Annotated in this window: 18 protein-coding genes; 11 read left to right on the top strand and 7 right to left on the bottom strand. The window is 62.6% G+C overall.

Features of this window, described 5'->3' with window-relative positions; all coding sequences use genetic code 11:
• The first annotated feature begins 33 nt into the window (after nt 1-33).
• From hemA to VF716_RS19145, 6 genes are read left to right on the top strand one after another with little or no spacing between them, the layout of a single operon-like run.
• Nucleotides 34-1,302: a glutamyl-tRNA reductase gene (gene hemA / locus VF716_RS19170; protein ID WP_013983768.1), complete on the top strand. Its 1,269-nt coding sequence runs from the start codon at nt 34-36 to the stop codon at nt 1,300-1,302.
• Entirely contained in the window at nt 1,299-2,381 is a 1,083-nt protein-coding gene (prfA, locus tag VF716_RS19165; protein WP_014597505.1) for a peptide chain release factor 1, read from the top strand. The genes hemA and prfA overlap by 4 nt, the downstream gene beginning before the upstream one ends.
• A 35-nt stretch (nt 2,382-2,416) precedes the next feature.
• Nucleotides 2,417-3,244 carry a peptide chain release factor N(5)-glutamine methyltransferase gene (prmC, locus tag VF716_RS19160; protein ID WP_440552854.1) on the top strand — a complete coding sequence of 276 codons (828 nt, stop codon included), beginning with the start codon at nt 2,417-2,419 and terminating at the stop codon, nt 3,242-3,244.
• 24 nt (nt 3,245-3,268) lie between these two features.
• On the top strand, nt 3,269-4,024 hold the full coding sequence (locus VF716_RS19155) for a molybdopterin-synthase adenylyltransferase MoeB (RefSeq protein WP_079329206.1): 756 nt from the start codon (nt 3,269-3,271) through the stop codon (nt 4,022-4,024).
• Nucleotides 4,017-4,859, top strand: coding sequence for a glutamate racemase (gene murI, locus VF716_RS19150; protein ID WP_440552853.1), 843 nt, complete (start codon nt 4,017-4,019; stop codon nt 4,857-4,859). The genes VF716_RS19155 and murI overlap by 8 nt, the downstream gene beginning before the upstream one ends.
• A 37-nt stretch (nt 4,860-4,896) precedes the next feature.
• Nucleotides 4,897-5,415 (top strand): acyloxyacyl hydrolase, encoded by a 519-nt coding sequence (locus tag VF716_RS19145; RefSeq protein WP_020308404.1) that lies wholly within the window; start codon nt 4,897-4,899, stop codon nt 5,413-5,415.
• A gap of 51 nt (nt 5,416-5,466) precedes the next feature.
• Here the strand turns inward: VF716_RS19145 and VF716_RS19140 are convergent, their stop codons facing one another.
• From VF716_RS19140 to upp, 3 genes are all read right to left on the bottom strand, one after another.
• Nucleotides 5,467-5,775 (bottom strand): YkgJ family cysteine cluster protein, encoded by a 309-nt coding sequence (locus VF716_RS19140; RefSeq protein ID WP_020308403.1) that lies wholly within the window; start codon nt 5,773-5,775, stop codon nt 5,467-5,469.
• A gap of 74 nt (nt 5,776-5,849) precedes the next feature.
• Nucleotides 5,850-7,109, bottom strand: a complete 1,260-nt coding sequence (locus VF716_RS19135) for a uracil-xanthine permease family protein (protein ID WP_020308402.1) — start codon at nt 7,107-7,109, stop codon at nt 5,850-5,852.
• Nucleotides 7,110-7,111: 2 nt separating this feature from the next.
• On the bottom strand, nt 7,112-7,750 hold the full coding sequence (upp, locus tag VF716_RS19130; RefSeq protein ID WP_020308401.1) for a uracil phosphoribosyltransferase: 639 nt from the start codon (nt 7,748-7,750) through the stop codon (nt 7,112-7,114).
• 259 nt (nt 7,751-8,009) lie between these two features.
• On the opposite strand from upp, the gene VF716_RS19125 reads away from it, so the two are divergent.
• From VF716_RS19125 to VF716_RS19110, 4 genes are all read left to right on the top strand, one after another.
• Nucleotides 8,010-8,567, top strand: coding sequence for a hypoxanthine-guanine phosphoribosyltransferase (locus VF716_RS19125; RefSeq protein WP_102839748.1), 558 nt, complete (start codon nt 8,010-8,012; stop codon nt 8,565-8,567).
• Nucleotides 8,568-9,098: 531 nt separating this feature from the next.
• Nucleotides 9,099-10,904 (top strand): DUF1302 domain-containing protein, encoded by a 1,806-nt coding sequence (locus tag VF716_RS19120; protein ID WP_020308396.1) that lies wholly within the window; start codon nt 9,099-9,101, stop codon nt 10,902-10,904.
• A 101-nt stretch (nt 10,905-11,005) separates the two neighbouring features.
• On the top strand, nt 11,006-12,367 hold the full coding sequence (locus tag VF716_RS19115) for a DUF1329 domain-containing protein (RefSeq protein ID WP_440552852.1): 1,362 nt from the start codon (nt 11,006-11,008) through the stop codon (nt 12,365-12,367).
• Nucleotides 12,368-12,625: 258 nt separating this feature from the next.
• A complete protein-coding gene (locus VF716_RS19110) occupies nt 12,626-15,241 on the top strand; it encodes a LuxR C-terminal-related transcriptional regulator (RefSeq protein WP_256045567.1) in 2,616 nt (871 codons plus the stop codon).
• 150 nt (nt 15,242-15,391) lie between these two features.
• Here VF716_RS19110 and VF716_RS19105 read toward each other — a convergent pair whose 3' ends face one another.
• The 4 genes from VF716_RS19105 to VF716_RS19090 form a co-directional block, all read right to left on the bottom strand.
• Entirely contained in the window at nt 15,392-15,661 is a 270-nt protein-coding gene (locus VF716_RS19105) for a DUF3509 domain-containing protein (protein ID WP_125460518.1), read from the bottom strand.
• A gap of 111 nt (nt 15,662-15,772) precedes the next feature.
• Nucleotides 15,773-16,027 carry a YebG family protein gene (locus tag VF716_RS19100; protein WP_014597493.1) on the bottom strand — a complete coding sequence of 85 codons (255 nt, stop codon included), beginning with the start codon at nt 16,025-16,027 and terminating at the stop codon, nt 15,773-15,775.
• Nucleotides 16,028-16,112: 85 nt separating this feature from the next.
• Nucleotides 16,113-16,577 (bottom strand): multidrug transporter, encoded by a 465-nt coding sequence (locus tag VF716_RS19095; protein ID WP_125460519.1) that lies wholly within the window; start codon nt 16,575-16,577, stop codon nt 16,113-16,115.
• Between the two features lie 119 nt (nt 16,578-16,696).
• On the bottom strand, nt 16,697-17,152 hold the full coding sequence (locus tag VF716_RS19090) for a DciA family protein (RefSeq protein ID WP_014597491.1): 456 nt from the start codon (nt 17,150-17,152) through the stop codon (nt 16,697-16,699).
• Nucleotides 17,153-17,422: 270 nt separating this feature from the next.
• Between VF716_RS19090 and secA the strand changes: the two genes are divergently transcribed.
• Nucleotides 17,423-20,161: a preprotein translocase subunit SecA gene (secA, locus tag VF716_RS19085; RefSeq protein ID WP_440552851.1), complete on the top strand. Its 2,739-nt coding sequence runs from the start codon at nt 17,423-17,425 to the stop codon at nt 20,159-20,161.
• Nucleotides 20,162-20,197 lie beyond the last annotated feature (36 nt).

The following is a 20,197-nucleotide window of genomic DNA, read 5'->3' as shown; positions in this document are numbered from 1 at the left end:
TTGCGCGCTCCGTTTTCCAATCAGCGGTTCTGCATGGCTTTCCTCGCGCTTGGTATCAATCACAAGACCGCTTCGGTGGACGTCCGCGAGCGCGTAGCCTTCACGCCGGATCAGATGGTCGAGGCCTTGCGCCAGCTGTGTCGCGTCACGCCCACCCGCGAGGCCGCGATTCTTTCGACCTGCAATCGCAGCGAGCTCTATCTGCAGCAGGATCAGCTGGAAGCCGACGCGGTATTGGCCTGGCTGGCCAACTATCACCGCCTCAGCCTCGACGAACTCAAGGCCTGCGCCTATGTGCACGTCGACGACCAGGCCGTGCGTCACATGATGCGCGTCGCCTCCGGGCTCGACTCGCTGGTGCTGGGCGAGCCGCAGATTCTCGGGCAGATGAAGTCTGCCTACGCAGTCGCCCGCGAGGCCGGCAGTATCGGCCCGCTGCTCGGGCGACTGTTCCAGGCCACCTTCAGCACGGCCAAGACCGTGCGGACCGACACGGCCATCGGCGAGAACCCGGTGTCCGTGGCCTTCGCCGCGGTCAGTCTGGCACGGCAAATCTTCAGCAACCTGCAGCGCAGCCAGGCGCTGCTGATCGGCGCCGGCGAAACCATCACGCTGGTGGCGCGCCACCTGCACGAGCAGGGCGTGAAGAAGATCGTCGTCGCCAACCGTACCCTCGAGCGCGCCAGTGCCCTGGCGGCGGAGCTGGGAGCGCAGGCGATCCTGCTCGCCGACATCCCGGAAGAGCTGCACAACAGCGACATCGTCATCAGCTCCACCGCCAGCCAGCTGCCGATCCTCGGCAAGGGTGCGGTGGAGCAGGCGCTGAAGCGGCGCAAGCACAAGCCGATGTTCATGGTCGATATTGCCGTGCCGCGGGACATCGAGCCACAGGTCGGCGAGCTGGATGATGTCTATCTCTACACTGTCGACGACCTGCACGAGGTGGTCGCGGAAAACCTCAAGAGCCGTCAGGGTGCTGCCCAGGCCGCCGAGGAGCTGGTCGCCGCCGGGACCGAGGATTTCATGCAGCGCCTGCGCGAGCTGGCCGCAGTGGATGTGCTCAAGGCCTATCGGCAGCATGCCGAGCGGATTCGCGACGATGAGCTGAGCAAGGCCCAGCGTCTGCTGGCCAATGGCGCCAGCGCCGAGGACGTCCTCGCTCAGCTCGCCCGGGGGCTGACCAACAAGCTGCTGCATGCCCCCAGCGTGCAGCTGAAAAAACTCTCCGCCGAGGGCCGCGTCGAGGCGCTGAGCATGGCCCAGGAACTCTTCGCCCTGCACGAGGGCACGGAAAAGACATGAAAGCTTCGCTGCTGAACAAGCTGGACATCCTGCAGGACCGTTTCGAAGAGCTCACCGCGCTGCTCGGCGATGCCGAGGTCATCAGTGACCAGAACCGCTTCCGCGCCTATTCGCGCGAATACGCCGAGGTCGAGCCGGTGATCGTCGCCTATCGCCAGCTGTGCAAGGTCCAGCAGGACCTCGAAGGCGCCCAGGCGCTGCTCAAGGACAGCGATCCCGACATGCGCGAGATGGCCGAGGAGGAAGTGGCCGAGGCCAAGGCGCAGCTCGAAACCCTGGAAGCCAATCTGCAACGCATGTTGCTGCCCAAAGACCCGAACGACGGGCGCAACGTGTTCCTGGAAATCCGCGCAGGTACCGGCGGCGACGAGGCGGCGATCTTCGCCGGCGACCTGTTCCGCATGTATTCGCGCTACGCCGAGAAACAGGGCTGGCGCGTGGAGATCCTTTCCGAGAGCGAGGGCGAGCACGGCGGTTACAAGGAAGTGATTTCCCGCGTCGAGGGCGACAACGTCTACGCCAAGCTCAAGTTCGAGTCCGGCGCGCATCGTGTGCAGCGCGTGCCGGAAACTGAGTCGCAAGGGCGTATCCATACCTCGGCGTGCACCGTGGCGGTCCTGCCGGAGCCGGACGAGCAGGCGGCCGTGGAAATCAATCCGGCCGACCTGCGCATCGACACCTACCGCTCCTCGGGCGCCGGCGGCCAGCACGTCAACAAGACCGATTCGGCGATTCGCATCACTCACCTGCCGACCGGGATCGTTGTCGAGTGTCAGGAAGAGCGTTCCCAGCACAAGAACCGCGCCAAGGCCTTGGCCTGGCTGGCGGCCAAGTTGCAGGACCGCCAGGATGCCGCGGCGCACAAGGAAATATCCGAGACGCGCAAGCTGCTGGTCGGGTCCGGTGATCGTTCCGAGCGCATCCGTACCTACAATTTCCCCCAGGGTCGCGTCACCGACCATCGGGTCAACCTGACACTGTATTCGCTCAACGAAGTGATCGGCGGCGCCGTGGAGCAGGTCATCGAGCCGCTGCTGCAGGAATACCAGGCCGACCAGCTGGCCGCGCTGGGCGACTGATCCTTGCCGCCTTGCGGCGTTTCCACGAGCATCCCATGCCTACCATCGAGTCCCTGCTGCACAGTGCCGATCTGCCGGATTCGCCGAGCGCCAGGCTGGATGCCGAATGGTTGCTCGCCGCCGCGCTGGGCAAATCCACCAGCTATCTGCGCACCTGGCCCGAGCGAGAGGTGCCGGCTGATCTGGCCGAGCGCTTCGCGGCGGATCTGGCGCGACGTCGGCGCGGCGAGCCGGTCGCCTATATCCTCGGTCGCCAGGGCTTCTGGAGCCTGGAGCTGGAGGTCGCGGCGGAGACCCTGATCCCGCGTCCGGACACCGAGCTGCTGGTGGAAACCGCGCTGCAGCTGCTTCCGGCGACGCCGGCTCGGGTGCTCGACCTGGGCACCGGAACCGGAGCGATCGCGCTGGCGCTGGCGGCCGAGCGGCCCATGTGGCAGGTCCGCGGCGTTGACCGTATCGACGCTGCAGTGGCGCTCGCCGAGCGCAACCGCCTGCGCCTCGGGCTAGGCAACGTCAGCTTCACGCGAAGCGACTGGTTTTCCGAGCTGTCCGGCGAGCGCTTCCAGCTGATCGTCAGCAATCCACCCTACATTCCTGCCAGCGATCCGCATCTGCAGCAGGGCGACGTGCGCTTCGAACCGCAGAGTGCGCTGGTGGCCGGGGTGGATGGGCTGGACGACATTCGTACGATCATCGCCCAGGCGCCTGGACATCTGACCTCAGGCGGCTGGCTGCTGCTGGAGCACGGCTATGATCAGGCTGGAGCGGTACGTGCGCTGCTCGCCGCGCACGGCTTCGAGGCGTGCGAAAGTCGATGCGACCTGGGCGGTCACGAGCGCGTCAGTCTTGGCCGGCTCGCATGAATTTCCCGTTACGCGAGGTGCTCGATGCTGAGTGACAAAGAACTGCTGCGTTACAGCCGGCAGATCCTGCTCAAGCAGGTCGATATCGAGGGGCAGCTACGGCTCAAGCAGAGTCGCGTGCTGATTGTCGGTCTCGGTGGGCTCGGCTCGCCGGTAGCGCTGTATCTGGTGGCCGCGGGCGTCGGCGAACTGCATCTGGCGGACTTCGATACGCTGGACCTGACCAACCTGCAGCGTCAGATCGTTCACGACACACCATCGCTTGGCCTGCACAAGGTCGACTCCGCCATGGCCCGGCTGGAAGCATTGAACCCGCATGTGCGCCTGGTTCCTCATCGCAGCGGGCTGGATGCCGACTCCCTGGGGGCGGCGGTTGCCGAGGTCGATCTGGTGCTCGACTGCACGGACAATTTCGCCATCCGCGAGGCGGTCAATGCAGCCTGCGTGAAGGCCCGAAAGCCCCTGGTCAGCGGTGCGGCGATTCGTCTCGAGGGACAGCTCTCCGTGTTCGATCCGCGGCTGGAAGCCAGCCCCTGCTATCACTGCCTATACGGGCATGGCAGCGAGGCTGAGCTGACCTGCAGCGAGGCGGGCGTGGTCGGTCCGCTGGTGGGCATGGTCGGCAGCCTGCAGGCGCTGGAGGCGCTCAAGTTGCTGGCCGGATTCGGCGAGCCGTTGATCGGCCGTCTGCTGTTGATCGATGCGCTGTCCAGCCGTTTTCGCGAGTTGCGCGTCAAGCGCGATCCGCATTGCGCGGTGTGTGGCTCGACCGATGAGTGATTGCAACGCCCCCGTCGGCGTATTCGATTCCGGCGTCGGCGGGCTTTCGGTGCTGCGTGAGATTCGCCGGCGCCTTCCGCACGAATCGCTGCTGTATCTGGCCGACAGCGCTCATGTGCCCTATGGCGAGAAGAGTCCGGAGTACATCCGCGAGCGCTGCCGCATCATCGCGGCATTTTTCGTCGAGCAGGGCGCGAAGGCGCTGGTGCTGGCCTGCAACACCGCGACGGCGGCCGGTGTGACCGAGCTGCGCGAGCTGTACCCGGATTTGCCCATCATCGGCATGGAGCCGGCGGTAAAGCCCGCCGCCGCGGCCACCCGCAGTGGAGTGGTAGGCGTGCTGGCCACCACCGGTACGCTGAAAAGCGCCAGGTTCGCTGCGTTGCTAGATCGCTTCGCCGGCGACGTGCGCGTTATCACTCAGCCCTGCCCGGGGCTTGTCGAGCGTATCGAGGCAGGCGACCTCGCCAGCGCCAACACACGGGCCATGCTCGAAGGATGGGTCGGGCCATTACTGGCGCAGGGCTGCGATACCCTGATCCTGGGATGCACCCATTACCCGTTCATTCGACCACTGTTGGCGCAGTTGCTGCCCGGCGACGTCCGTCTGATTGATACCGGGGCGGCCGTCGCGCGACACTTGCACGAACTGCTGGCCGAACGCCATCTTCTGAGCAGCGGCGAGGCCAGTCAGCGGTTTTATTGCAGCGGCGATCCGCAGCGAATGTCCGGCGTGTTGCCTACACTTTGGGGAGAACATGCAGAGGTCGAGTTGTTCTCCGGTAGGAACTCCCGCCGCGGCGGAGTTTCTCAGTTTGATGCTGGCGATAATTAACCAAACAAACGCAGTGTTTTATAAAGAGGAAGTACCCATGAAAAAACTGTTTACCCTGGCTGCGGTAGCGGCACTCTCGGCGGGGCAGATGGCGGCTGTTCAAGCGGTGGACTTCACCGTTGCGGTCGGCCAGACCGACGAGTCGACCATGACCTATCGCCTGGGTGCGCAATTCGACTTCAACAGGAGCTGGTTCCAGACCAGTGTCGGGCGACTGACCGGCTATTGGGATGCGGGTTACACCTACTGGGAGGGCGACGAGTCCACCAGCAATCACAGCATTTCGCTGGCTCCGGTCTTCGTCTACGAGTTCGCCGGCCAGTCGGTCAAGCCTTATGTCGAGGCCGGCATCGGCGTGGCGGCATTCGAAAACACCGAGGTCGAGGACAATGGTCTGGGGTCGTCATTCCAGTTCGAGGACCGTATCGGTGCGGGTCTGCGCTTCGCCGGTGGCCATGAGGTCGGCGTACGCGCGATCCATTACTCCAACGCCGGTATCAAGGATCCGAACGACGGCGTCGAGAGCTATGCCCTGCATTACCGGATGGCCTTCTAAGCGATAGCGCACCCTCCTGCAGGGCTTTCGCCGGCCCTGTAGTGCGCCTGCTCAGTCATACGTCGTGGCGCTGCCCTTGCGCTCTTCGCGGCAATCCTGCGAACCCAGTTCGAACTCCCGGCAGATCAGCGGCCGCTGCGCGTAGATGGTGCAGCGCATGCTGTCCCGGTCGAGCGCCGCGCACCAGCCGTCATCCAGCCTACGCATTACTTCGCCGCCCCAGCTGTCTCTGTCGATGAATCGCGGCGGTACGCCGGTATCGCCGAACAGCATGACTTCGAGACGGCAGCAGCACGCCGCGCAGGTGGAGCAGCTGACGGGGTCTTCGAGTTGTCGGTGGGCAATGGTCGCGTCGGTCATGGCGGCAGTCTAGCCGATGTGCGCGACTCAGGCGGGAAAGGGGGCGGCCCCAGCGGACGCTGGGGCCGTTTGTTTCAGACTTCTTCGTTCAGCTGCTTGTTGCGCCACCCCTCGCCACCGGGCAGCACCAGGTTGAGCAGTAGCGCGATGATCGCGCACAGCGAGATGCCGGACAGGGTGAACTCGCCGTAGCCGATCGCCATGCCGCCGATGCCGAACACCAGCGTCACCGAGACGATGATCAGGTTGCGTGCTTCGGACAGGTCGACCTGATGGCGGATCAGTGTGCTCAGGCCGACCACCGCGATCGAGCCGAACAGCAGGCAGAGAATGCCGCCCATGACCGGTACCGGAATGCTCAGCAAGCCGGCGCCGAACTTGCCGATGAAGGCCAGCGCGATGGCGAATATCGCCGCCCAGGTCATGATCTTCGGGTTGTAGTTCTTGGTCAGCATCACCGCGCCCGTCACTTCGGCGTAGGTCGTGTTCGGCGGCCCACCGAACAGGCCGGCCGCGGACGTCGCCACGCCGTCACCGAGCAGCGTGCGATGCAGGCCCGGCTTCTTCACATAGTTGTTGCCGGTCACGCTGCCGATGGCGACCACGCCGCCGATGTGCTCGATCGCCGGAGCCAGGGCTACGGGGACCATGAACAGAATGGCGCCGATGTTGAACTCCGGCGTGATGAAGTTGGGCATCGCCAGCCAGGGCGCCGCGGCGATGCCGCTGGTGTCGACCACGCCGAAGGCAAAGGACAGGCCGTAGCCCACAGCGACGCCAGCGAGAATCGGCACCAGACGGAACAGACCCTTGCCCAATACCGCTACCAGCAGCGTGGTGATCAGCGCCGGCATGGAGATGAACATCGCCGTGTGGTACGGGATGAGTTGAGCACTGCCGTCGCCGGCCTTGCCCATGGCCATGTTCACAGCCACTGGCGACAGCGCCAGGCCGATGGAAATGATCACCGGAGCGATGACCACCGGCGGCAGCAAGCGGTCGATGAAACCCGGTCCTTTCAGGCGCACGGCGAAGCCCAGCACCATGTACACCAGCCCGGCCGCCACCACGCCACCCATTACGGCCGGCAGCCCGAACTCACCCTTGGCGGCGATGATCGGGGCGATGAAGGCGAAGCTCGATGCAAGGAACACCGGTACCTGGCGCTTGGTGATCAGCTGGAACAGGAGCGTGCCGAGACCGGCGGTGAACAGAGCGACGTTGGGGTCCATGCCGGTGATCAGCGGCATCAGCACCAGTGCGCCGAAGGCGACGAACAGCATCTGCGCGCCGGCCAATACCTGCCGGCCTACCGGCTCCTCGGGATGCGACATGCTCAGATGTCCTTCTGCTTGGTGCCGAAAATCTTGTCACCGGCATCGCCCAGGCCCGGAACGATGTAGCCATGCTCATCCAGGCGCTGATCGATGGAGGCGGTGAAGATCAGCACATCAGGGTGCGCGTTCTCCACGGCGGCGATGCCTTCCGGTGCGGCGACCAGGACCAGGGCGCGAATCTCCTTGCAGCCCGCCTTTTTCAGCATGTCGATGGTCGCAACCATCGAACCGCCGGTAGCGAGCATTGGATCGATGATGATCGCCAGGCGCTGTTCGATTTCCGGGACCAACCTTTCCAGATAGGTCTGCGCCTGCAACGTTTCTTCGTTGCGGGCAATGCCGACCGCGCTGACCTTGGCGCCGGGAATCAGGCTGAGGACGCCATCGAGCATGCCGATGCCGGCACGCAGAATCGGTACTACGGTAATCTTCTTGCCGGAGATCTTTTCCACCTGAACGGGGCCGCACCAGCCATCGATGCTGTAGTGTTCCAGCGGCAGGTCCGAGGTCGCTTCATAAGTGAGGATCGATCCCACTTCCTGCGCCAGTTCACGGAAGTTCTTGGTGCTGATGTCTGCACGGCGCATCAGACCGAGCTTGTGGCGGATCAGCGGGTGGCGGATCTCTCGAATGGGCATTGTGGGCTCCGGCGGGCAAATAAACCGGCTTAGATTAAAGCATCGCCGGGTCAGCGGCTATTCGCGTGTCATCCGGCCGGCAGACTTGCTGCGCACGGCGAGGGTGGGTATCTTCCCCGGCCTTTCGCGAACGGCCGAAAACCGGCTGTTCGGTCAGGTTTTTCGCTGTCCGGGTTCGCCTGGCAATACGGCGATTCAACCGCACGAGCTGCCAGCCCCGGCTGGTGCTCCCAACTAAACTCTCTGGGGGAATCGCTTCATGTCCGTCGATCTCGCACATATTCGCCAAGTCATGGCCGAGGCAGACTGCCTGTACACCGAGGAACAAGTCGAAGCGGCTATCGCCAAGGTTGCCGAAACCATCAACGCTGAACTGGCCGAGCGCAACCCGGTGGTGTTCTGCGTCATGAACGGTGGGCTGATCTTCTCCGGCAAGCTGGTGCCGAAGCTGAACTTCCCTCTCGAGCTGTCCTACCTGCATGCGACCCGTTACCGCAACGAGACCAGCGGAGGTGAGTTGTTCTGGAAGGCCAAGCCCGAGATTTCCTTCATCGATCGCGACGTGCTGATCATCGATGACATCCTGGATGAGGGGCACACGCTGGGCGCAATCATCGATTTCTGCCGTCATGCCGGGGCTGCCGCCGTGCATACCGCCGTGCTGATCGACAAGGACCACCAGCGCAAGGCGCGCCCGGATCTGAAAGCGGACTATGTTGGGCTCAGCTGCATCGACCGCTATATCTTTGGTTACGGGATGGACTACAAGGGCTACTGGCGCAACGCCCCTGGTATCTACGCCGTAAAGGGCATGTAAGCGTCTCGGCGGAGCTCATTGTCATGCGCGCCCGCAATGGGTGCGCAGCGACGTAGCCGCGACGATTCGCCGTCCTGGCGACAGTCATGCGCGCTTCGATCTGGGAGCTGCGGCGGTTACGTTTCGATTGGCCCCATTGCGCTTCATAAAGTAACGCAGCGGCGGCGTGCCCACGCCTGATCCGCTCGCTGTCGGGCTGGCTGCCTTTCGCGGTTCACAATGCCGGCTGCCTTGATCCAGACGGATTGGGCTGCCTTATCGGCGTGATGAATACTACTTTCGGATAACCAGCCGACATTTCTCCATTCCAACCGCACGAAAGGCTCTGCGGCGGGCTTTGCGCTTCTAGCGTTCACGGCTAAGCTCAGAACATCCTTAAATACGCATGGCTGAACGAAATCACGCTGAAAGCCAATGCTGGAAAGGCTATTCATACTAAAGGATTACAAGCTAAATCAAACCTTAGTGCGCTTAACCCTCCTTCTACGTCTGGGTAGGGTTTACGCACTTCGAACCAATCAGGAGCGCCTCATGACAAAAACAACAAGGCAAGGAATCTTCCAGCCGAAGTCCCTAGCTCTCGCCGTAGCGCTGGGCACTGCCGCCCCGGCTTACGCCGTGAGCTTCAATATCGGCGAGATCGAAGGGCAATTCGACTCGGCGATGTCCATCGGTGCCAGCTGGTCCATGGCGGACAGGGACAGGGATCTGGTCGGCATCAACAACGGCGGTACCGGCTTTACCCAGACCGGCGACGATGGTCGTCTGAACTTCAAGAAGGGCGAGACCTTCTCCAAGATTTTCAAGGGTGTGCACGATCTCGAGCTTCGTTATCGCGATAGCGGTGCCTTCGTTCGCGGCAAGTATTGGTATGACTTCGAGCTGAAGGATGAGAGTCGTCTTTTCAAGGACATCAGCGACAGCAACCGGAAAGAAGCCGCTCAATCATCCGGCGCGCAAATTCTGGACGCGTTCGTCTATCACAATTATTCCGTTGGTGATCTGCCCGGGACCGTCCGTCTTGGGAAGCAGGTAGTGAGCTGGGGCGAAAGTACCTTTATCGGTAACAGCATAAACTCCATCAATCCCTTGGACGCTGCAGCATTCCGCCGGCCGGGTGCTGAGATCAAAGAGGGGCTGATTCCGGTCAATATGTTCTACATCTCGCAGAGCCTGACCGACCGGTTGAGCATGGAGGCGTTCTATCAACTCGAGTGGGATCAGACCGTTGCCGATAATTGCGGTACTTTCTTCGCTGTAGATGTCGTTCAGGATGGTTGTGATGCCAACTACCACGTGGGCAGCCCGGCAATCGCTCCTCTTCAACCCGTCGCTGCTGCGTTCGGGCAGGGGTTCGAAGTCACTCCTGAGGGTGTGGTTTTGCCGCGAGCTGGCGACCGGGATGCACGTGATTCGGGGCAGTTCGGTCTTGCATTGCGCTGGTTGGGTGATGCCACCGAGTATGGTGCGTATTTCATGAATTACCACAGTCGGACGCCAAACGTCAGTACGCGATCTGCTGGCTTGGCTACCGCAGCGCAGCTGCCTGGCATTATCGGTACAGCTAATGGGCTCGTGCCTGGTGCTGGCTCTGGTTTGGCGCAGAGCGTCATGCTTGGCAACGGCCGCTATTACCTTGAGTACCCCGAAGATATCCAGCTTTACGGCCTTAGCTTCTCTACGACATTGCCCACTGGCACCGCGTGGTCTGGTGAGATCAGCTATCGACCCAATGCACCGGTTCAGCTGAATACTCAAGACCTCACTCGGGCTTTGCTTAATCCCCTTGCGCCGGGAACCTCTCCCATTGAAAGTACTTTCGGTGCAGAAAATCGCGGCTACAACCGCAAGGAAATCACCCAGTTGCAGACCACATTCACTCACTTCTTCGATCAAGTACTGGGCGCTGGTAGGGTGACCGTGGTGGGCGAGGTCGGCTACACGCATGTCGGCGGTCTCGAGAGCACCAGCGAACTGCGCTATGGGCGTGATCCTATCTACGGCACCCCGGATGATCCAGCCGCTTTGGCCCGCTACGGCCGCCACGGTTTCGTCACCGCCAACTCCTGGGGCTACCGCCTGCGTGGCATCGCGGACTACGACAACGTCTTCGCCGGCATCAACCTCAAGCCCAACCTGTCCTTCTCCCACGACGTCGACGGCTACGGCCCCAACGGTCTGTTCAACGAAGGCTCCAAGGCGGTCAGCATTGGTCTGGATGCCGAGTACCAGAATATGTACACCGCCAGCCTGTCCTACACCGATTTCTTCGGCGGCGACTACAACACGCTGGTTGACCGCGACTTCCTCGCGTTCAGCGTGGGCGTGAACTTCTAAGGAGACCAGCCGAGTGTCCGGCCGATGAGGATGATCGGCCGGACATCAGCGACAGGCATGGGCCTCCGGCCTATAACAAGATCAAGAGGAACTGGAATCGTATGAAAAAAACAGGAAAGCTATTGAGTGTCTTGGCCTTCTCCCTGCTCGCCAGCAGTGTGATGGCCGCGGTTTCCCCCGAAGAAGCGGCCAAACTCGGAACGTCCCTCACGCCGCTGGGTGCGGAGAAGGCCGGTAACGCAGGCGGCACCATCCCCGAGTGGGCCGGCGGCCTGAAGACCGACGCCGCGCCGCTCAAGAACGGTCACCTGACCAACCCGTTCAAGGACGAACAACCGAAGTTCGTGATCACCGCGCAGAACGCCGAGCAGCACAAGGACAAGCTGACCGCCGGCCAGCTGGCCATGTTCAAGCGTTACCCGGAAACCTACAAGATTCGCGTGTTCCCCACGCACCGTACCGTCGCTGTGCCGGATGAGATCTACGAGGCCGCGAAGAAAAGCGCAGTCAATACCGAGCTCGTCGAGGGTGGCAACGGCCTCGCCAACTTCACCGACAGCCGCTATTACGCCTTCCCGATTCCGAAGAACGGCTTGGAGGTGATTTGGAACCACATCACCCGCTATCACGGCGGCAATGTGCGACGCAACATCGTTCAGGCGACTCCGCAAACCAACGGCAGCTACACAATGGTTCACTTCGAGGACGAGGTGGCTTTCCCACTGGGCATGACGGATCTGGACCCGGAGCGCGCCAAGAACGCCTTGCTGTTCTTCAAGCAGCGTGTGACAGCGCCTTCTCGACTGGCTGGTAACGTGCTGCTGGTGCACGACTCGCTGGATCAGGTGAAGGAGCCGCGTCAGGCCTGGATCTACAACGCCGGGCAGCGTCGGGTTCGCCGCGCTCCGCAGGTTGCTTACGACGGCCCGGGTACCGCATCCGACGGTATGCGCACCACCGACAACTTCGACATGTTCAGTGGCGCACCGGATCGCTACGACTGGAAGCTGATCGGCAAGAAGGAGCTGTACATCCCCTACAACAGTTACGAGATCGCCTCCAGTGACCTGAAGTACAAGGACATCATCAAGGCCGGTCACGTCAATCAGGATCTGGCGCGCTACGAGCTTCACCGTGTCTGGGAAATCGAGGCGACTCTCAAGAGCGGCGAGCGGAACATCTATGCCAAGCGTCGCTTCTTCGTCGACGAGGACAGCTGGACCATCGTTCAGTCTGAGCTCTACGACGGCCGTGGACAGCTCTGGCGCGTAGGTGAAGCCCATTCGCTGCAGTACTACCAGCACAAGGTTCCGGCCTACGCATTCGAGGCGCTGTACGACATCATTTCCGGCCGCTATATCGCGATCGGCATGAGCAACGAGGAGAAGCCTCACGAGTATGGCTATCGTGCCTCTGCCCGTGACTTCACACCGGCCGCCCTGCGTAATGCCGGGGTACGTTGATCGTCTGATATTTGGCTTGTGAATAAGGCGGCCGGATTGGCCGCCTTTTTTTTGCTTCCAACCAGCGGATGATAATTTCCGATTAAAGAGTTCCAGTGTCAGAACGCTATCGCGCCGGCTGGACCTGCTAGCCAACGTTGCGGCCGCATGCAATGACAGGGATGGCGTTTCGACTGACGGCCGTGATAACCGAGCGTAACGCCTGGCACGCACTGCGCTGTGTTTCAATGGATTGATCAGAACAAGAGAACCGTTGCCATGTCCGTACGCTTCATTCCTGATGCGCTCAGTGCAGAGGCAAGTCCCGCAGGGCAATTCCCGTCCATTCCCCGTCTGCCTCCTCTGCACGTCCGACGGCCTCGATTGACGCAGGCGCTGCTCGACAGCGACTGCCGGCTGCGCTTGATCTGCGCTCCGGCAGGATTCGGCAAGACCGTGCTGATGAGCGAGTGCGCTCGGCAGGTGCCGGCGGACACGCGCTTGGTCTGGCTGGACCTTGGTGGACGAGCCTGCACGGTGGAAGCGCTGCATGAGCAGCTCGGTGCTGCCTTGGCGGAGCCCTCAGGCGGCGGTTCTGAAAACGACTTGCTGGCTTTGCTGCGTCGTATCCGCCAGCCCGTCTGGATCATGCTCGACGACTACCCGCGGGACTCCAGTCCCGAACTCGATGATTGCCTCGATCTTCTGCTGGACATGGGGCCGTCCACGGTCAGCTGGTGGGTCACCAGTCGGCGTCAGCCGGCGTGGAAGCTGCCCCGGTTGCTCTTGCAGGGGCACCTGTTCGAACTTGAGGCCGAAGCGCTGGCATTCACGGCCGATGAGCTTGAACAGGTGCTCAAGGTCCATCGTTTGGCCCTTTCCCCAGAGAGTTTCCAGCAGCTGCAACGCGTCCTGGAGGGCTGGCCAGCCGGCGTCTGCCTGATGCTGCTGAATGCCGACGAACAGGCCCTGCGCGAGCGGCTGCTGGCCGGCACGCCGCTGCTCAGGGATTACGTGCAGCGGGAAGTGATGGCGGGGCTGAGCGACGAGGTGCGGCGCGCGCTGTTGGCCCTGGCGCGCATGCCGCGTTTCTCCGCAGAACTGTGCGATCACGTCCTCGACGGTGTGGGTCGCGAGATCCTCGATGTTCTCAAGACACGCCAGCTCTTCATCAGGCAGATCGACAACTGTGGAGAGTGGTTCAGGTTGTGGAAGCCCCTGGCCCTGATGCTGCAGCGCTCCGCGGAAAATGCGGCGCCGACTCAGGCGCATCTGCGTGCCTGTCAGTGGTTCGCCAGTCGCGGCGAGATGCGCGAAGCAGTGGAGCATGCATTGTGGGCCGGGCAGCCGGAAGTGGCGGCCAATTACCTACAGCGGTACGGCCAGGAACAGTTGCTGATCGGCGACAACGTGTCGCGCTTCCTCAAATGGCGAAGCGAGCTACCCCAAGACCTGTTCGCCAGTACTACGCGATTGATCGTGTTACAGGGCTGGGCGTTGATCATCTCGGCACGACTCGACGAGGTGGATGACTGCCTGGCCGAGCTCGCCAAGTTCTTCCCTCAGCCCGACGCGCGCCGGCAGGCGCAGCTGCTGGCGCAGTGGCAGGCGCTGCGGGGCTTTCTGGCGCGTCTGCGCGGCGAGCCCGAGGCGCGACAGCACTGCCTGCAGGCGCTGGAAGTGCTCTCCGACCACGCCTGGGCGCAACGCGTCCTCTGTTTGCAGGTTCTGACGCAGCAAGCCATGGCCGAAGGCGAGCTGGAGCTTGCCCAGCACTACAACAGCGAGGGCATGAAGCTCGCACGGCTCAAGGGCAGTGTGCTCTATGAGGTAATGCTCAGCGTCGACCGAATCCAGTTGCTGGAGCTGACCGGCGAGTTCGAGCGGGCGGTCGGGGTGCTGAACGAGGCACTGCAGGCCCTGCGCGAGTCGGTTCGACACAGCCCGTTGATCGGGCGGCTGCAGCTGTTGCAGGGTCACCTATTGGCCTATCAGGGGCTCGACCACCCTGCTCAGGAGGCCTACCAGCTGGGCAAGGCCGAGACCGAAACCTGCGGCGACTCCTACTGTTTCTTCGGCTACGTCGGGCTTGCCGAGCTGGCGGCGCGCAATCAGGAGTTCGCCTGCGCTTATCACTGGCTGCGCGACGCCGAGCGGCTGTCACAGTGGCGCCATGTCCCTGAGGCACGTTTCCGCGGCATCCTGCCGCTGATAAACGGAGTGGCCTGGCTACATCAGGGGGAATTGCGCAAGGCTCGCAGTGCACTCTGCCAGGTGTTGGAACTCTACGAAGGTCGCGGTTATCTGTCGCCGTCCGGCTTCTACGAATTGCTGCCGAGGGTGCGCCGCTATCTGGCTGTGATCGACATCCTGGACGGGCAGCCGGCGAAAGCGATTGCCGCGTTACGTGAACAGATCGAGCAGAACCTCGCTGCGCAGCGCCTCGGACTTGCGTGCGAGTGCCGTTTCAGCCTGGCTGAGGCCTTGCACGTCGATGGCCAGGCGGTGGAAGCGGAGGCCGAGGTGCGTCTGGCGCTGGGAGAGGCGGCTCGGCAGCATCTGGTCAAGCCGCTGTACGAACTGGCGCACCGCCAACCTCAGTGGCTGGCGCGGGTGCTGCCTGCGGTGAAGGGGGAATCGCTGCGGCAGCGTCTGTTGAGATACGAGCGCGAACCGGAGACTACTCAGGCCGCGACGGAGGAAACCGTTCTCAGCAATCGCGAGCTCACTGTCTTGCGCCTGATCGCTCAGGGCTGTTCGAACCAGGAGATAGCTGAGCAGTTATTCATCTCGCTGCATACGGTCAAGACCCATGCGCGGCGGATCAACACCAAGCTGGGGGTCGCGCGCAGGACTCAGGCGGTGGCCAAGGCCAAGGCGCTTGCCTGGCTCTGATGCCGGGGAACACCGTTGCGCCTGGGTCAGACGCCAGGCGCAACGATACGCTGCGGATACGTTGATCGGCAGCGGGAAGAGAGTTCTTGTTGTTGTTTTGAGGACGATCAGGGGAAACGCGGCAACCTGCAGGCAGTCAGGCTGAAGCCGCTACAGCGGGGCGGGCTGCAAACTTCCGTGAAGTGCGCGTGGCGGCATCTGCTCGCCGCGTTCGATGGCGAGGCTGACCTGCAGGCTGGTGATCAGGCGTTGCAGCTGTTGCTGATCGCGCCACTGCTCCGCACTGATGAAGCGCTTCACCGCGACGCCTTCGGCGCCGGTCAGGGTCAGCAGGATGCTGCCGTCCGGCTTCTCGATGCTGAAGTTGACGTTGTAGCGGGGACGAAACACATCACTGATCTTCTGGAATGGACTCGTCATGCCTAAGTACCTGTATAGGGGGTTGCCAGCAATGGACCCGGTAAGGCAATGACAAGTTTCCCGGGCGCAGCGTGTCCTGACTGCTGCAAAACGCCGCAATGCTCCTTGGCGTTACGCCTGGCTGCTCAGCTCGGCCAGCGCTTCCGGGCTGCTCTTGAAGGCCTTGGCGAACAACTCACGGTGCCGCGCCATGAAGATCCCGATATCTTCGGCCTGCTGCTCACTCAACGAGGGCGATGCCTGTTGCAGTACGGCCGCTAGCGCCTCGGCCAGCTCAAGCATTTTGTCGTGACGATCGGCTTCGGCTTTATCCATGAACAAACGCTCCAGGTCCCGACTGCTGCGGTACACCACTTCGACGGCCATTTACCACCTCGGTCATTGGCAGATTGATACTGTTTATTTGTACAGGATAAGCGGGCGCGGCGAAGATTGGTAGCGTGCCGTTGCGTCAGTGAGCGAAATGCCCTTGCAGCCGCTCGGCGTGAAACTCCAGAGTCGCGGCGCGATATCCGCTACGCAGCAGCGGCAGCGGCAGGCAGGACTCCCAGCGCACGCCCGGTTGCAGATCGCCGGGCCCTTGGTAGGCGGGAGCGTCATAGGCACGGCGCGCAAGGTTGGTGCGTGAGCCCGGGGAATAGGCGGCCACCTCCCATTGCAGACTCTGCAGCTTCCTGTCCGTGTGGTTGACCAGTTGCACATGCAGTGGCTGAGCGCCCGGGCAGCGCTGCGGATCGTGGGTTAGCCGGATCTCGAGGCGCGACAGCAGCTGCTCCTCGCGATGTTCCTGCCAGAGCACCCAGCCGGCGACAAGTGCCAGACCGAGCACGGCCCCCAGCGAGATCGGCACCGCTCTCAGCGGGTAGCGGACCAGCAGTACCAGCCAGGTGAGGATGAGCAGGGCGCCGATCAGCATGAGCGCGCCCCTGCGGACAAACGGCTAAGCGACATGGAAGACCTCCGCATTGACCGACTCATGCTAACCCGTGCCGGGCGAGGCTGCGCAACGATGGGGCGCGCATTTGTAGCAGGATGTCAGTCGCTGGTTTTGCCTCGGCTGGCCAGGCGCTCGAGTGCGGCTCGTAGCGCCGGATCACGAATGCCCTGGGCGGCCGCCTGAATGCTGTCAGCGGCGTTGCTCGACAGCGGCGGTGTAGCGGCAGGCTGGTGCCTCGGTGGCGGCGGTGGCTGTACCTTGAACTGGATACGAAGCAGTCCGGCGAACTCTTCCATGGCTTCCAGCTGGCGTTGCAGGCGGCGCTGCTGGTAACGCAAGCGTGTGGCCCAGTGGCCATCGGTGACGATCAGCAACAGACAGCCCTCACGCCAGGAGGCCACGCGGCAATGCTCACGCGCAGCAGGCTGCAGCTGGCTCTCCAGCAACCGCTGCAGACGCTCGAGTCGCAGGGCCTCCCCAAACAAGGCTCGGAGCGGCTTTGCTTCGCGCAACAGTGAGGCGGGTGCGCGGGCCGGTGATGGGCGAAAGGCCATGATGGTCGGAAGATCCGTGATGACGGCATTCATGGTAACAGAAGGCCGCACGGCCGAAGCCGGCCAGTACGGGAGGCGTGTGGTTGAAATGAGGCGTCACGAGCCCCATGTTGAGCGGCGAACGGTCGCCTGCCAGCGCCATTGGCGGGTCGCCGTGCTGCGCAGTCAGGCACCTTTCCTCAGTGCCGTTTCCGAGTAGAATGGCCCCTTTGCACGTTGCCGTGACCTCACGGACGTGCCTCCATCCCCAGCATGGACGTCTTTGTCGATATGTTTGCGCCTTTATTGAAGAAACTCTTTGGAAGCAAGAATGAGCGTGAAGTCAAACGCATGCTCAAGGCGGTGCAAGCCGTCAATGCACTCGAAGAGCAGATGCTGTCGCTCTCCGACGAGCAACTGCGCAGCAAGACCGAAGAGTTCAAGGCCCGTCTCGAGAAAGGCGAAACCCTCGACCAGATCCTCCCCGAAGCATTCGCCGTCTGCCGTGAAGCCGGCAAGCGCGTCATGGGCATGCGCCACTTCGACGTGCAGCTGATCGGCGGCATGACCCTGCACGAAGGGCGTATCGCCGAAATGCGCACCGGTGAAGGCAAGACGCTGGTGGCAACCCTGGCGGTGTACCTCAACGCACTGGCCGGCAAGGGTGTACACGTGGTCACCGTCAACGACTACCTGGCCCGCCGCGACGCCAACTGGATGCGCCCGCTGTATGAGTTTCTCGGCCTCACCGTCGGTATCGTCACGCCGTTCCAGCCGCCGGAAGAAAAGCGCGCCGCCTATGCCGCCGATATCACTTACGGCACCAACAACGAGTTCGGCTTCGACTACCTGCGCGACAACATGGCGTTCAGCCTCCAGGAAAAGAACCAGCGCGAACTCAACTTCGCGGTCATCGACGAAGTCGACTCCATCCTGATCGACGAAGCACGTACCCCGCTGATCATCTCTGGCCAGGCCGAAGACAGCTCCAAGCTCTATCAGCAGATCAACCAGCTGATTCCTCGCCTCAAGCAGCACATCGAGGAAGAAGAAGGCGTCGTTACCCAGGAAGGGCACTTCAGCATCGACGAGAAGACCCGTCAGGTCGAACTGAACGAGCAAGGCCATCAGTACATCGAAGAGCTGCTCACCGCAGCCGGCCTGCTGGCCGAAGGCGAGAGCCTCTACTCGGCGCACAATCTCGGCCTGCTGACCCACGTGTACGCCGGGCTACGTGCCCACAAGCTGTTCCACCGCAACGTCGAATACATCGTGCAGAACAACCAGGTGCTGCTGATCGACGAGCACACCGGCCGGACCATGCCAGGGCGCCGGCTCTCGGAAGGGCTGCACCAGGCCATCGAAGCCAAGGAAGGGCTGCAGATTCAGCCGGAAAGCCAGACCCTCGCTTCCACCACCTTCCAGAACTACTTCCGCCTTTACAAGAAACTCGCCGGCATGACCGGCACGGCCGATACCGAAGCCTTCGAATTCCAGCAGATCTACAACCTGCCCGTGGTGGTCATCCCGACCAACAAGCCGCTGGCGCGCAAGGACTTCAATGACTTGGTCTACCTGACCCAGGAAGAGAAGTTCGCCGCGATCATCGCCGATATCAAGGAATGCCGCGAACAGGGCCGCCCCGTGCTGGTCGGCACCGCGACCATCGAGACGTCCGAGTACGTGTCGCGTCTGCTGGAGAAGGAAGGCATCGAACACAAGGTGCTCAACGCCAAGCACCATGACAAGGAAGCCGAAATCATCGCCCAGGCCGGTCGCCCGGGTGCGGTGACCATCGCCACCAACATGGCGGGTCGTGGTACCGACATCCTGCTCGGTGGCAACTGGGAAGTGGAAGTCGCGGCACTGGAGAATCCGACCGAAGAGCAGGTCGCGCAGATCAAGGCCGACTGGCAGAAGCGCCACCAGCAGGTGCTGGAGGCCGGCGGTCTGCACGTGATCGCATCCGAGCGTCACGAGTCGCGGCGTATCGACAACCAGCTGCGTGGCCGGGCCGGTCGCCAGGGGGACCCAGGCTCCAGCCGTTTCTACCTGTCGCTGGAAGACAGCCTGATGCGCATCTTCGCCTCCGACCGGGTGAAGAACTTCATGAAGGCGCTGGGTATGGAGTCCGGCGAGGCCATCGAGCACCGCATGGTCACCAATGCCATCGAGAAGGCGCAGCGCAAGGTAGAAGGGCGCAACTTCGACATGCGCAAGCAGCTGCTCGAATACGACGACGTGGCCAACGAGCAGCGCAAGGTGATCTACCACATGCGCAACAGCCTGCTGGCGGCAGACGAAATCGGCCAGACCATCGCCGAGTTCCGCCAGGAGGTGCTGGACGCCTCCATCAGCGCGCATATCCCGCCGCAGTCGCTGCCCGAGCAGTGGGACATCCCCGGTCTGGAGGCGGTGCTGTACAGCGACTTCGGTACGCGCCTGCCGGTCCAGCAGTGGCTCGACGAGGACGAGAAGCTCTACGAAGAGACCCTGCGCGAGAAAATCATGCAGGCGCTGCTGGCGGACTACCAGGAGAAGGAAGAGCTGGCCGGCCCCGAGGCGCTGCGCACCTTCGAGAAGCAGATCGTGCTGCGCGTGCTGGACGACCTGTGGAAAGAACATCTGTCGACCATGGACCATCTGCGCCACGGCATTCACCTGCGTGGCTATGCGCAGAAGAACCCGAAGCAGGAATACAAGCGCGAGTCCTTCGCACTGTTCCAGGACCTGCTGGAATCCATCAAGCGCGACAGCATCCGCGTGCTTTCCCACGTGCAGGTTCGCCGCGAAGACCCGGCCGAAGAAGAGGCCCGTCTGCGCCGCGAGGCCGAGGAGCTGGCCAAGCGCATGCAGTTCCAGCACGCCGAGGTGTCGGCTCTGGACCAGCCGGAGGAGGACGCGGAAGTCGAAGGGCAACCCGACGTCGCTGCCGTTCCGGTAAGTACCGAGCCGAAGATCGGACGCAACGAGCCCTGCCCGTGCGGCTCGGGCAAGAAGTACAAGCATTGCCACGGTCAGGTCCAGTAAGCGCGACCTCGTCCCGTTGATCCGCGCCGCGACCGG

The sequence above is a fragment of the Stutzerimonas sp. Brlt_14 genome (genome assembly GCF_051948915.1).
In the GTDB taxonomy this organism is placed as follows: Bacteria; Pseudomonadota; Gammaproteobacteria; order Pseudomonadales; family Pseudomonadaceae; genus Stutzerimonas; species Stutzerimonas stutzeri.
The sequence above is the reverse complement of the archived record's forward strand: the minus strand, read 5'-3'. Positions and strand labels throughout refer to the sequence as shown.